Source organism: Dactylosporangium sp. NPDC051087 (assembly GCF_055586325.1).
The window spans coordinates 42930-56239 of sequence record NZ_JBVJIJ010000019.1 but is presented as its reverse complement, the minus strand read 5'-3'; the positions used below and the strand labels follow the sequence as shown (position 1 = coordinate 56239).

The 13310-nt window shown below is 71.8% G+C and carries 11 protein-coding genes and 1 tRNA gene; 6 read left to right on the top strand and 6 right to left on the bottom strand.

Annotated features, from left to right (window positions below):
• Position 1: 1 nt before the first annotated feature.
• Positions 2 to 1303, bottom strand: a complete 1302-nt coding sequence (locus ACZ6TV_RS32680; protein WP_465301203.1) for a branched-chain amino acid ABC transporter permease — start codon at positions 1301 to 1303, stop codon at positions 2 to 4.
• 153 nt (positions 1304 to 1456) lie between these two features.
• Entirely contained in the window at positions 1457 to 2068 is a 612-nt protein-coding gene (locus tag ACZ6TV_RS32675; RefSeq protein ID WP_465301201.1) for an ANTAR domain-containing response regulator, read from the bottom strand.
• Between the two features lie 96 nt (positions 2069 to 2164).
• Between ACZ6TV_RS32675 and ACZ6TV_RS32670 the strand changes: the two genes are divergently transcribed.
• Positions 2165 to 2238: transfer RNA gene (locus ACZ6TV_RS32670), tRNA-Leu, on the top strand.
• A 15-nt stretch (positions 2239 to 2253) separates the two neighbouring features.
• Here ACZ6TV_RS32670 and ACZ6TV_RS32665 read toward each other — a convergent pair.
• On the bottom strand, positions 2254 to 3069 hold the full coding sequence (locus ACZ6TV_RS32665) for a spermidine synthase (protein ID WP_465301199.1): 816 nt from the start codon (positions 3067 to 3069) through the stop codon (positions 2254 to 2256).
• A complete protein-coding gene (locus ACZ6TV_RS32660) occupies positions 3070 to 3600 on the bottom strand; it encodes a hypothetical protein (RefSeq protein WP_465301197.1) in 531 nt (176 codons plus the stop codon).
• 86 nt (positions 3601 to 3686) lie between these two features.
• Between ACZ6TV_RS32660 and ACZ6TV_RS32655 the strand changes: the two genes are divergently transcribed.
• The 3 genes from ACZ6TV_RS32655 to ACZ6TV_RS32645 all read left to right on the top strand — a co-directional run bounded on the left by ACZ6TV_RS32655 (position 3687) and on the right by ACZ6TV_RS32645 (position 8024).
• On the top strand, positions 3687 to 4955 hold the full coding sequence (locus tag ACZ6TV_RS32655; RefSeq protein ID WP_465301195.1) for a sensor domain-containing phosphodiesterase: 1269 nt from the start codon (positions 3687 to 3689) through the stop codon (positions 4953 to 4955).
• A gap of 6 nt (positions 4956 to 4961) precedes the next feature.
• Positions 4962 to 5828 (top strand): hypothetical protein, encoded by an 867-nt coding sequence (locus tag ACZ6TV_RS32650; RefSeq protein ID WP_465301193.1) that lies wholly within the window; start codon positions 4962 to 4964, stop codon positions 5826 to 5828.
• Positions 5829 to 5906: 78 nt separating this feature from the next.
• On the top strand, positions 5907 to 8024 hold the full coding sequence (locus tag ACZ6TV_RS32645) for a hypothetical protein (protein WP_465301191.1): 2118 nt from the start codon (positions 5907 to 5909) through the stop codon (positions 8022 to 8024).
• A 362-nt stretch (positions 8025 to 8386) separates the two neighbouring features.
• Here ACZ6TV_RS32645 and ACZ6TV_RS32640 read toward each other — a convergent pair whose 3' ends face one another.
• Positions 8387 to 9199, bottom strand: coding sequence for a hypothetical protein (locus tag ACZ6TV_RS32640; protein WP_465301189.1), 813 nt, complete (start codon positions 9197 to 9199; stop codon positions 8387 to 8389).
• A gap of 57 nt (positions 9200 to 9256) precedes the next feature.
• On the opposite strand from ACZ6TV_RS32640, the gene ACZ6TV_RS32635 reads away from it, so the two are divergent.
• Positions 9257 to 9883, top strand: coding sequence for a TetR/AcrR family transcriptional regulator (locus ACZ6TV_RS32635; protein ID WP_465301187.1), 627 nt, complete (start codon positions 9257 to 9259; stop codon positions 9881 to 9883).
• Here ACZ6TV_RS32635 and ACZ6TV_RS32630 read toward each other — a convergent pair.
• Positions 9870 to 11372 carry a M28 family peptidase gene (locus tag ACZ6TV_RS32630; RefSeq protein WP_465301554.1) on the bottom strand — a complete coding sequence of 501 codons (1503 nt, stop codon included), beginning with the start codon at positions 11370 to 11372 and terminating at the stop codon, positions 9870 to 9872. The genes ACZ6TV_RS32635 and ACZ6TV_RS32630 overlap by 14 nt on opposite strands.
• Positions 11373 to 11508: 136 nt before the next feature.
• Between ACZ6TV_RS32630 and ACZ6TV_RS32625 the strand changes: the two genes are divergently transcribed.
• Positions 11509 to 13299, top strand: a complete 1791-nt coding sequence (locus ACZ6TV_RS32625) for a bifunctional metallophosphatase/5'-nucleotidase (protein WP_465301185.1) — start codon at positions 11509 to 11511, stop codon at positions 13297 to 13299.
• Positions 13300 to 13310 lie beyond the last annotated feature (11 nt).

The following is a 13310-nucleotide window of genomic DNA, read 5'->3' as shown; positions in this document are numbered from 1 at the left end:
CTCAGCCGATCCGGGCCCGGCGACCGAGGATGCCCTGCGGCCGGAAGAGCAGGATCACGATCAGCACCGCGAGGGCGCCCACAGACTTCAACTCGGTCGGGATCCACAGCGTGGAGATCTGGATGAACAACCCGATGACGAGGCTGCCGAGCAGCGCGCCCCAGGCCGTGCCGAAGCCGCCGAGGGTCACCGCGGCGAAGATCAGCAGCAGGATCTGGAAGCCCATCTGGAAGCCGACGCCCTGGAAGGCGCCGAGGATGACGCCGCTGAGCGCGGCGAGGCCGCCACCGATCGTCCACACGAGGCGGATGATGCGGTCGACGTTGATGCCGGACGCGGCGGCCAGGGCCGGGTTGTCGGCGACCGCGCGGGTCGCCTTGCCCAGCCGGGTGCCGACCAGCGCGAACGACACGGCCGCGAGGACGACGAGGGCGATGCCGTCGGCGATCAGGTTCTTCGGCGCGATCAGGAACGGCCCGAACTGCTCGCCCGCCTGGGCGTTGTAGTCGGCGAAGTTGCGCGACTCACCGCCGAAGAAGTACAGGAAGACGTAGCGCACCAGCAGCGACAGACCGATCGAGATGATCATCATGGTCACCAGGTTGGTGCGGCGCTTGCGCAGCCAGCCCCAGAACGCGCGGTCCTGGAAGTAGCCCAGGGCGGCGCCGATGACCACGGAGATGATCCCGGACAGCACCAGCGGCATGCCGATCGTCACGTTGAACAGGAACGTGAGCAGGCCGCCGAGGGTGACCATCTCGCCGTGGGCGAAGTTGGTCAGGCCGGTGGTGCCGAAGATCAGCGAGATGCCGAGCGCCGCGAGCGCGATGATCAGCGAGAAGTGCAGGCCGGAGTACAGCAGGTCGGCGAACCGGTCGAACGACGAGCCTCCCCCGCTGTCGTTCGTGCCGGGCTGGCTGCCGCCGCCGATGCTGGTGCCGGCCGGGCCGAGCGGGAACAGCACATTGCGCGCCTGCCCGTCAGCGACGGTCGGCGTCAGGCTGGGCCGGTTGTTGGTCAGGCCGACCCCGGCGGGCAGCGACGCGACATCGAGGTCCACCTTGTAGGTGCCCGGACCGGTGACCGGGATACTCCACTTGCCCTGCTCGTCGGATGTGGCCTCACCGGCGGGCGCGCCGTCCTGGGTAGACGCTTTGATCTTGACACCGGCGACCGGAGCGCCGTTGTTCGTCAACGTCCCCTGCAGCGCTTCCCCTTCGGCCCACGCGCTTGTGGCGCCCAGACCGAAGGAGAGCATCACGCAGGCCAGGAAGGCCGTGAGCATGATCACGGCTCTACGCAATGGTGCTCCTCGAATAACTCATGGCGGCAATCCGTCCCGACCCTCGGGACTGGCGGATCATAGCCCGCGCCACAAGCCGATTGAGCGCCGTTACCAAGCCGTTATTCGAGTCAAGGCTTTACCTGCACAGACAGGCCCTGCGCAGGTAAAAGGTCAGGACTCCGGGGTTACAGTGCTGTTACCGGTGGCGGTTTCCGTGATGATCCGATCAGCCACTTCGCGCATGGTCATTCGGTGGTCCATCGCGGTGCGCTGAATCCATTTGAACGCCTGCGGCTCGTTCATCGAGTAGGTCGCCATGAGCTGCCCCTTGGCCCGCTCGACGACCTTGCGGGTCTCCAGGCGGTCGGTCAGCGTGGCGACCTCCTCCTCGAGCACCGCCAGCTCCGCGAAGCGCGAGACCGCGATCTCCACGGCAGGCACCAGGTCGCTCTTCTGGAACGGCTTCACCAGATAGGCCATCGCGCCCGCGGCGCGCGCCCGCTCGACCAGGTCCCGCTGGCTGAACGCGGTGAGGATGACGACCGGCGCGAGACGGGCGCCGGCGATCTTCTCCGCGGCGGCCAGCCCGTCCATGATCGGCATCTTGATGTCCATGATGACCAGGTCGGGCCTGAGCTCCTCGGCGAGACGGACGGCGGTCTCGCCGTCGCCGGCCTCGCCGACCACGTCGTAGCCCTCCTCGACGAGCATCTCGCGCAGGTCGAGGCGGATGAGCGCCTCGTCTTCCGCGATGAGCACCCGGCGGCTCTGTGCCTCGGCCACGCGCAACTCCCGATCCGACTCGACTAACCTGACTGACACGACTGACGGCGGTTACCGCCGCGATCAGACTAGTGGGTACCCTGGTGCGGCGTACTCGTCCCGGTATCCCAATCGGCAGAGGAACGGAGCTCAAACCTCCGACAGTGTGGGTTCGAATCCCACCCGGGGCACGCACGACCCACCCGTCACGGCAGGATCACCGGCTCCGCGCCGGCGGTCAGCAGGTCCAGTCCGGCGCCGCTGACGACCTGCGCCGGCTGGCGGTCCCGCCCGAGGATCGCGGCCAGCCGGCCGACAGGCAGCCTGTCTGCGGCGGGCGAGGCCGCAAAAACCACGTTGCCGAAGCGCCGGCCCCGCAGGAGTTCCGGACGCACCAGCAGGCACAGGTCGCCGAAGGCGGTGCGCAGCGTGGCCGCCTGCCCCCGGGAGAAGGTCAGTGGCGCGAGGTCCGCGACGTTGACCGCGTAGACCCCGTCCGGGCGCAGGATCCGGGCCACCTCCGCGGCGAACGTGACGTCCGACACGCTCTGCGGCATCTGCGCGGCGTCGTACACGTCGCCGATCACCAGATCATAGGAAATGTCGGGAATGTCGGCCACGACCGCCCGGGCGTCGCCGAAGACGAACGAGACGCCCGACGGGTCGGCCAGCGGCAGCACACGCTGCACGAACCCGGCCAGCTGCCGGTCCCGCTCGACGATCACCTGGGTCGAGCCGGGCCTGGTCGCGGTCACGTACCGCGGCATCGTGAAAGCACCACCGCCGAGGTGCAGCACGGTCAGCGGCTGCCCCGGCGGTGCCATGGTGTCCACGACCGCGGCGATACGCCGGGTGTACTCGAAACTCAGGTACGTCGGATCGGCCACGTCGACGTAGGACTGCTGGACCTCCTCGAACAGCAGCGTCCAGCCGCCCTTGCGGCGCGGGTCGCGCACGAGCCTGGCGTTGCCGAACTCGGTGCGCTCGCCGATCCCGTCGATGATCTCGCGCCATCCACCCATCTAGGCGGGAGCCTCGTCCACGACCTCCACGGGGGCGCCGTCGGCATACCGGGCGGCGAACAGCGGCTTGGCCTTGTCGACCTCGGAGGTCCCGACGACGACCACCCCGCGCACGAAGTCCGACGACACGCTGTTGACGTGCACGCCCTGCTCGGCCCAGTAGGTGTTGTCGTCGTTGACCTGCGCATACCGCTTCGCCAGCTCGGCGGCGGAGAACTTCGCGTCGCGCACGGTCACGCACGACGAGGCGAAGGTCGACGTGATCCACTTGTCGAGGTCGGCGGACGGCTTGCGGTAGACCTCGACGCCGTCGTCGCCGACCCGGGCGCCGGCGAACACGGCCGCGAAGTCGGCCTCGCCCTTCGCCCCGATCTGCGCGGCCACCTCCACCGGGTCCACGGACGGGGACGCGCCGCACCCGGCGGTCCGCACGAGACCCGCGGCGCCGGACGAGGCGGACGGGGACGGATCGGCCGGGGCGGAGCACGCCGTCAGGCCGAGCAGCAGCGTCACCACCAGTACACGTCGCATCGCAGCCAACCTACCGGAGCGACCCCACCACAAGCCAAACAGGCGATTACCCTCAGTTTCGGCGCTTCCGGGCCGAACCGAGGGGCATGGACGGCACCACCATCATCCGTGGCATCGACGACGTCATCGATGCCCGTGCCGTCACCACCGTCTTCCAGCCGATCGTGCGGATGGACTCGTGGCGCCGCCACCGCCCCGAGGTCGTCGGCTACGAGGCGCTCACCCGCGGTCCGGCCGGCACCCCCTGGGAGGCGCCGATGGACCTGTTCCAGGCCGCCGGCCAGGCCGGGCGCCTCGCCGAGCTCGACTGGGTCTGCCGGGCCACCGCCTACCGGGCCGCGATCGACGCCGGCCTGCCGCTCGGGCTGACCCTGTTCGTCAACGCCGAGCCCGCCGCGCTCGGCGTGCCGTGCCCGCCCGACCTCGCCCCGACGATCCTCGACGCGCAGCTGCGGCTGCGGGTGGTCGTCGAGATGACCGAACGGGCCATCGCCGGCGACCCCGCCGCCCTGCTCACCGCCGCCGAGGCGTGCCGCGGCTCCGGCTGGGGCGTCGCCCTGGACGACGTCGGCGCGGAGCCGGCGTCCCTGGCGGTCATGCCGTTCGTGCACCCGGACGTGGTCAAGGTCGACCGGCACCTCACCCAGCAGCCCGACGGCGCCTACGCCGCCCGGGTCGTCAACGCGATCGTCGCGTACGCCGAACGCACGGGCGCCGCCGTCCTCGCCGAGGGCATCGAGACCCGCGAGCACGTCGCCGCCGCCCTGGGCATGGGCGCGACGCTCGGCCAGGGCTGGCTGTTCGGCCGGCCGGGACCGCTGCCGGCGGACGTCGCCGAGCGCAGCGCGACCCTGCCGGTGCCGTTCGTCGCCCCGCCGGGCGGGACGGGCACGAGGACGCCGTACGAGATCGTCTCGTCGCGCCGCCCGACGGCCGAGGCGACGAAACGGATGCTCATGCCGCTCAGCCGGTACCTGGAGGAGAAGGCGCTCGACGCGGCGGAGCCGCCGATCCTGCTCGGCTGCTTCCAGGAGGCCCGGTTCCTGACCGCCCGGACCGCCCGCCGGTACGCCACCGTCGCGCAGACCGCCGCGCTGGTCGGCGCCCTCGGCACGGAGATACCCAGCGCACCGGTGCCGGGGGTCAGGGGCGCCGCCATCCCGGCCGGCGACCCGCTGCGCGGCGAGTGGAACGTCGTGGTCGTCGGCCCGCACTTCGCCGGCGCGCTCGTCGCGCGGGACCTCGCCGACGACGGTCCCGACGGCGACCGCCGCTTCACCTACGCCCTCACGTACGACCGTGACCTCGTCCTCGAGGCGGCCCGTGCGCTGCTGCACTGGATCGTGCCAACATAGGTCGCTATGAAGCGGTTGGCGCTCGTCGTGGTGGTCGCCCTGCTCGCCGGCTGCTCCGGCACCGCGAAGGACAAGGCCGACGACGATCCGGTCAAGCTGCGGGTCGAGCTGACCCAGGGCCGGGTCGACGAGGTCCGGCACACGGTGCAGATCTCCATGCACAACGACGGCCCGGCCAAGGTCACCGTCGAGCGGGTCGAGCTGCAGGCGCCGTCGTTCAAGGGCGTCGGGCCGGTCACCGTCGACGCCCCGCTGCCCGTCGGCGGCCTGCGCGTCGACGTGCCGGTCTCCTACGGCACGGGGGTCTGCCAGGGCGACGAGCTCAAGCCGCGCAGCGCCGCCTCACACGTGGGCTTCTCCGTCCGTACCGAGGACGGCGAGCGCCACGAGCTCCGGCTGCCGCTGCCCGACCCCGACCCGATGCTCGACAAGCTGCTCGCGATCGACTGCCAGCAGGCGTACCTGGACCGCCAGGTGACCCTGACGTTCGGCCCGTGGACGCACCTGCCCAGCGGCTGGCTCAACGGGACCGTGATCCTGAAGCGGGCCGGTTACCCCGGGACCGTCACTCTGCAGGAGTTCGTCGGCAGCATCCTGCTGGAGGTCCTGCCGCTGCCCGCCCGGGAGCAGACCCCGAAGCCGTACGCCGTCCTGCAGCCCGGGCAGAGCGAGGTCAGCGTCCCGGTCGTGGTCGACGGCGAACGGTGCACCCCGCACGCCCTCGCCGAGATCAAGAAGCCGTACGTCTTCCCGGCCTGGCTGAGCCTCGACGGCGGGCCGCCGCTGTACACAGAACTGAAGATCACCGATGCGGAGCGTGACGCGTTCAAGCCGGTCATCGACGCCTGCGCCGCCAACCGCACCGAGATGTAGCGGCAAAGCGGCGACGGTTTTTTAAGCCAGACTTAGGCATGTTGCGATGGGGTACGGCGGGTGCCATGCTCCAGAGCCATGTCCGAGGTCGGTGAGCGCGTTCGCGCTGCGTTACCCGCGGTCGCGCTGCTGACCCTGGGGACCGCGGCCGTCCTCGGCCTGTCCACGCTCGCCGGCATCGCCGCCGCCCCGCCGCTCTGGCAGGTCGTGCTGACCCTGCTCGTGGGTCTGCTGCTCGGCGTCGCCGCCACCGACCAGGTCCGCGCCGCGCTCACCGACTGGCAGGGCGCCACCGCCGCGGAGTCCGGCTCGCACCGCCGCACCCGCCGCGCGGCGAGCACCCCCGAGCCGGGCCACCCGGACGAGCCGGCCCACCCGGACGACCGGACGGCCACCGGGCGGCAGCAGCGTCCCGTACCACTGGAAAAGCCCCTCGAGAAGCCGGCGAGACCCCGCCCGGAGCGCCCCTCGTGGCCCCGGATCGGGATCATCGCGCTGGTCACCGCCGCCCTCGTCGCTCTGCTGTGGGTGCCGCAGGTGCCCGTCCACGGCGTCGCCACGGCGATCTTCACGTTCGTGTTCGGGTACGCGGCGTACGCGCTGCCGGTCCTGCCGCTGCTGCTGCTCTGGCCGCTGCCGCGGCTGCCGCGGGCCACCTGGCCGTGGCAGCTGCCGCTCGTGCCGTTCGTCGACCGGCGGGTGTGGACCGGTGCCGAGCTGCGCGACCTGGCCATCGCCACCGTGCAGTACCTCCGCGAACGGGTCCTCACCCGCACGACCGGCATCGCCCTGGCCACGCTCGGGCTGCTGCACCTCGTGCGGGGCAACCCGAGCCTGTTCGACGGCGGCACCTCCCGCGCCGGCGGGATCGCCGGCTGGCTGCTCGCCGAGCCCCTGCGGCTCATCCTGTCCACCGGCGGCGCGATCGGGCTGCTCGGCGGGATCCTCATCGGCGCCGCCGCGGTCATCGCCGCGTCGGTCGGCCGGGCCTGGGGCACCGTCGCGGGCTACGCCGTCCTCGCCGTCGCGGTCGCCGTGCCCCTGCTCGGCACCGGCGCCGGGCACTGGCTGGGCTTCGAGTACTACCTGCGCACCGAGCAGGGCAAGGTCGTCGTCGTGGCGGGCCTGTCCCCGTCGCACCGGCAGGCGGTCCACGACACCGCCGTCGGCGTCGACGGCCTGTCGCCGTCGCTGCTCGCGCTGCTCGACAAGGGGCTGCAGGTCACCGGCAACGACGACGGCGACCGGATCGCGCGGGCCCTCGCCGACCCGTCCAAGGCCGCCGCGGACATGTTCGTCGGCGACCAGTTCGAGCTCAAGGCCGGCGAGTGCTTCGACTGGATCGGCGGGTCGTCGCAGCTGCGTTACGTGACGCCGTGCAACGCCGCGCACATCGGCGAGGTCACCTACGTCGGACACCTGCCGTTCCTCGCCGACCCGGGCCGCGAGGCCGTCGACGCGGCGGCGAAGGCGGTCTGCGAGCAGTCCTACGGCGCGTACCTGGGGGTGCCGTACGGCCAGTCGTTCCTGCCCCTGGACAAGCCGATGCTGCCGCCGGACTGGACGGAACGCCCGGTGATCGCGTGCTCCGTCGGTGCCGTCGGGCCGTGGACGCTGAAGGGTACGAAGACCGTCGCGGCGCTGCAGCAGAAGGTGCCGTGGGGTGCCGCCGCCGGCTGCAAGGTCGAGGTGCCGGACGCGCTGCGGATCACCGCCGAGCAGCCCAACACCCGCTGCGTCGCGCCGGGCCCGGAGCAGCGGCTCGCGGTGCAGGGCGGCGGCTTCACCATGGACCTGGAGTTCGCCGCGGTCGGCAAGGCGGCCGGCGGCGCCAAGATCGGTGCCGCCTGCCTGGACGGCGCGGACCTGGGCAACGGCTACACGTTCGAGGTCGGCGCCGACGGTGTCATCCAGATCGACAAGCTGGTCGGCGGGCAGCCGACGAAGCTCGCCGCGTCGGCGAAGCCGAAGAACGCCGGTCCGCCGACGACCGCCTCGACGCCGCTGCAGGTGACCTGCAAGCCGACGCCGGACGGCGGGATGGAGCTGACCGCGTTCTCGACCGGCAACCGCAAGGCGACCGCGGTCGACAAGACCAACCCGGTCACCCGCCTCTCCCCCAGGCTGATGCTGTCCAACGCCGCCGCCGGCGGCGTCGTCATGACCGCGATGATCTTCAGCGCCACCCGCGTCTGAGGCACCGACCCGCACCCGCGACACCGGTCAGGCCGCGACACCGACGCGGCTGAGGCGCAGCCCACGTCTGCGCCCGCGAAGCAACGTCGACCCGAGGCACGACCCGCGCCCGCGACGCAGCCCGACGCTGAAGCGCGCGCCGCCCGCGCCGCAACCAGACGCGACCCCCGACCGCGACGCAGCCCGAGGCTGAGGCGCGCACGCGACGCGACCTGGACCCGGCACGCATCCGCGACGCAGCCGCGCCCCGCCCGCGATGCGACCTGGACCCGAGACGCGACCCACGCCCCGCGGCGCCTGCCCGCGCTCAAAACGCCGGCCCGCGCCCGAGACGCAGCCCGCGGCTGAGGCTCGCGACAGCGTCAGCCCAGCGTGAGCATCACCGAGGTGGTGCTGTTCGGGTTGTTCGGGCGCAGCGACGCCTCCTCGGCCGGGGCGACCTCGGCGCAGATGCTGTCGTCCCAGGTGAGCACGCCCCGCATCGGCAGGCAGCCGGCGTAGACGCCGGGCACCTGCTCCGTGACCGGCCAGCCCAGCGCCCGTAGCTCGGCGGCGAGCTGCGCGGCGATCTCGCCCGCGGGCCGGCCGTCGGTCGCCCAGAACTCGGTGGCCTGCGGGCACTGCACGACCTCGCCCGATTCGGTCTCGCAGTCGCCCCAGAAGGCCATCCGGCGCAGCCCGACCCCGTCGGGCAGGTCGTCGCCGTGCACCCACTGTCTGGCGTCGCCGGACGGCAGCGCGTTGCCGCCGCCACCGATGACGACGGTCCCGACGCACAGGAGCAGGGCCGCGATCCCGCCGCCGATCATGAGCAGGGTCCCGCGGGCGTCCGGCCCGGCGGCCCGGACCCGGGCCGCGAAGCCGGCACCCCACGCGACGAGGGCGAGCAGCACGTACGGCACGAACCAGTCCGTCGAGGGCGGCTGCAGCACCCCGGCCCGGCCGGTCGACAGCAGGACGAGCACGGGCGCGGCGACGAGCAGCGCGGCGACCGCCGGCACCCCGACCCGCCAGGTGGGCGCCACGAACACCGCGATGATCGCCGGGACGGGCAGGACGACGGCCCTGGTCAGCCACTCGTGCTGGTCCTGGGTGAACCAGGAGACCCAGACGCAGACGGCGACGCAGGCGAGGACGGCGGGCAGCCGCCACCGGCGGGCGAGCAGAGCGGTCACGGCGGGGAGTATGACATCACAATCGGAAAGCGAACATTCGCTTTCTATACTGGGAGCATGCCCCGCGTCTCCGAAGCCCATCTCGCCGCCCGCCGTGAGCAGATCATCGACGCGGCGACGCGGTGCTTCCTGCGCAACGGCTTCCATCAGACGTCCATGCAGGATGTCATCAAGGAGGCGGGGCTGTCGGTCGGCGCGTTCTACCGCTACTTCGACAGCAAGTCCGCGCTGATCAAGGCGATCGCCTCGGAGAAGATCAGCGTCGTGCAGGCGACCGCGGACCACCTGCTGCGGCAGGACCCGGCGCCGCCGGTGCTCGTGGTGATCGACGACCTGCTGCGGCAGATCGACATCAACCTCACCGACGACGGCACGGTCCGCATCGCCGTGCAGGTGTGGGGCGAGGCGGTGCACGACCCCGAGTTCGCCGCGCTCATCACCGAGATCTACGGCCGCATCCGGGGCAACGCGGTCGCCCTGGCCCGCCGCGCCCAGGACAACGGCCAGGTGTCAGCGGACGCCGACCCGGTCGCGATCGGCTCGGCGATCTTCGGCCTCGTCCAGGGGTACATCCTGCAGCGCGTCCTCATCGGGGAGGTCGACCGCGAGTCGTACGTGAGCGGCATCGGCGCCCTGATGGGGGCCGGCCCGGCGGACCGGCCCCCGCGGGTCACGACCGGGTGATCTTCACGTCGTCGACGCCGGCCTCCACCAGGCTGGCGGTGCCGGAGTCGGCGGCCTCGACCAGGATCCGGACCGTCTGGCCCGCGTAGGCGTTCAGGCCGACGCTCGCCGACGCCCAGGCGCCGGCCCGGTTCGTCGCGGCGCCCGCCTGCGTGAACACGGTCGTCGTGGTGCTGCCGACGATGCGCACCCGCAGGTAGTCGGCGCTGGTCGCGTTGTTGAGGTGGGCCAGGTACCAGGAGAACGTGAGCGTCAACGTGCCGGTCGCCGGCAGCGTGATCGCGGGCGAGCGGATGCTGGTGACCCCGCCGTCCACGTCGTAGCTGCCCGCGCCGCTGCCCGCCGCCGCGCCGGTGACCAGGTCGAAGGAGCCGCTGACGGTGGTGCCGAGCTGCAGCGCGACGCCGGAGCTGGTGGCGGCCGGGTCGGCCCGCTCGAACGCGCCCGACGTCGCGGTGTCGGTGCCGGACGGGTTGACCGTCCAGCCGGTCGCCGTCTCGAACGTGTCGCTGTAGACGGTGCTGCCGGGCGGCGTCGTCGGCGCGGTCGTCAGCGTCCACACCGCGTAGGCGATGGCGTCGCTGTTGCGGTCCAGGGCGGTGTCGTCGATGTTGGCGGTGGTGTCGCAGGCGCGGTGGTAGCAGACGTCGAAGGCGGTGCCGGACGTGCCGCCCCACTTCGTCGCCTGCGCCGCGGTCTTGCGGCCCTCCGCGCCGGTGAAGATGCCGCCGGCCGGGATGCCCGCGGCGATGAACGGCCCGTAGTCGGAGCGGCCGTCGAAGTCGGTGCCCTCGGTCGGCACGCCGATGGCGGTGAAGTAGTCCTTCAGCGTCTGTTCCAGGGCCGCCGAGCCGGCCGGGCCGGGGCCCGAGCCGACGCCGTCGGAGTTGTCGCCGTCGTAGAGGAAGTAGCCGGGGTTCGGCGAGCCGACCATGTCGAAGTTGAGGTACGCCTTGATCTTCGCCTTCTCCGCGGCGGGCAGGCTGTTGACGTAGGCGGTCGAGCCGCGCAGCCCGAGCTCCTCCGCGCCCCACCAGCCGAAGCGCAGGTGCTTCGTGGTCGCGAGGGACCGCCGGGACACCTCGAGCGCGACCTCGAGGTTGGCCGAGGAGCCGGAGCCGTTGTCGTTGATGCCCGGCCCGGCGGTGACGCTGTCCAGGTGCGCCCCGACCATGACGACGTTGTCGGGGTCGCCGCCCGGCCAGTCCGCGATCAGGTTGTACCCGGTGGCGCCGTTGTACGTGAACGACTGCACGACGGTGGTGTAGCCGGCGGCGTCCAGCAGCCCCTTCACGTAGTTGACCGAGGCCAGGTAGCCGGGCCGGCCGTGGGCGCGGTTGCCGCCGTTGGCGGTCGCGATGCTCTGCAGCTGGGTCAGGTGCGCCTTGACGTTGGTGACGGAGATGTCGGGCGCGGCGGCGAGCAGGATCTTCGCCGGCGCGGCGCCCGCGGCGGACGGCAGCGCGGTGGCGGCGAGGACCGCCGCCACGGCCGCGGCACAGAGCTTCTTCACGTGAGCTGCTCCCAGGGTCGAGGGGTCCCGACCGCAATGGTCCCGACGTCCATCGACGAACGTCAAGCTATCGATTCGCCCATACCATCGATTCGCGCATATGGTGCCGGACATGAACGAACCTTCAGGCACCTCCCGGCGGGCCGTCCTGGCCGTCGCGGCGGCCGCGGCGGCGGCACCCTTCGTCGCCGGCGGCGAGGCGAGCGCGGCACCCGCGCACCACCCAGGCACCCCCAGGACCTGGGACCTCACGCTGCTGGGCACGTCGGACACCCACGGCAACGTCTACAACTGGGACTACTACAAGGACGCCGAATACGACGACAGCGCCCACAACGACGTCGGCCTGGCCAAGGTCGCCACGCTGGTCAACCAGATCCGGGCCGAGCGCCGGGGCAAGGCCACCCTGGTCCTCGACGCCGGCGACACCATCCAGGGCACGCCCCTGGCGACGTACTACGCCAAGCAGGAGCCGATCACCACGACCGGTGAGAAGCACCCGATGGCCCGGGCGATGAACGTCATCGAGTACGACGCCGTCACCCTCGGCAACCACGAGTTCAACTACGGGCTGCCGCTGCTCGCCCTGTGGATCCGGCAGCTGGGCTTCCCCGCCCTGGCCGCCAACGCGGTCAACGTGAAGACCGGGCGGCCGGCGTTCGCGCCGTACGTCATCAAGAAGGTCGACCTGGGCCACGGCGCGCCCAACCTCCGGGTCGGCATCCTCGGCCTCACCAACCCGGGCGTCGCCATCTGGGACCGGGCCAACGTCGAGGGCAGGCTCCGCTTCGACGACCTGGTCGCGACCGCGAAGAAGTACGTGCCCGAGATGCGCCGCCGCGGCGCCGACATCGTGCTCATCTCCGCGCACGGCGGCGACAGCGGCACGTCCAGCTACGGCCCGGAGCTGCCCAACGAGAACCCGACGGCGCTCATCGCCCAGCAGGTCCCCGGCATCGACGCGATCCTCTTCGGCCACGCGCACGCCGACGTCCCGCAGCGCTTCGTCACCAACACCGCGACCGGCGCGCAGGTGCTGACGTCGGAGCCGTCGAAGTGGGGCCAGCGGCTCACCCGGATGGACTTCCAGCTCAGCCGCGAGCGCAACGGCTGGACGGTCACGTCGAAGGCGGCCACCACGCTCAACACCAACACGGTCGAGGCCGACCCGAAGGTCCTCGCCGCGGTGCGCGCCCAGCACGCGAAGACCGTCGCCTACGTCAACCAGGTCGTCGCCACGTCGACCGAGACGCTGTCGGCGGCCGAGTCCCGCTACAAGGACACGCCGATCCTGGACTACATCAACAAGGTCCAGACCGACACCGTCACCGCCGCGCTCGGCACGGCGCTGCCGGTGCTGTCGATCGCGGCGCCGTTCTCCCGGACCGCGGTGTTCCCGGCCGGCGAGGTGAAGATCAAGGACGTCGCGGGGCTGTACATCTACGACAACACCCTCGAGGCGGTCGTGCTGACCGGCGCCGAGGTCCGCGCCTACCTGGAGTACTCCGCGAAGTACTTCGTCACGCTGCCGGTCGGCGCGCCCGTCGACCCGGCGACGATCAGCGACCCGCTGGTGCCCGACTACAACTACGACGTGATCTCCGGCGTCGAGTACGACATCGACATCAGCAGGCCCGTCGGGCAGCGCATCACCCGGCTCGTCCACCCGGGCACCACCACCCCGGTCGGCGACGCCGAGCAGTTCGTGGTCGCGGTCAACAACTACCGGCGCTCCGGCGGCGGCAACTTCCCCGGCATCGTCAAGACGCAGGTGTACAACGCGCAGCAGGAGATCCGGCAGCTGCTGATCGACTGGGCGCAGGCCAAGGGATCCATCAATCCGGCTGACTTCTACGTCCCGAACTGGCGGCTCGTGCGGGAGAACGTGCCGGTCTTCGCGTGACGCCATAGTCT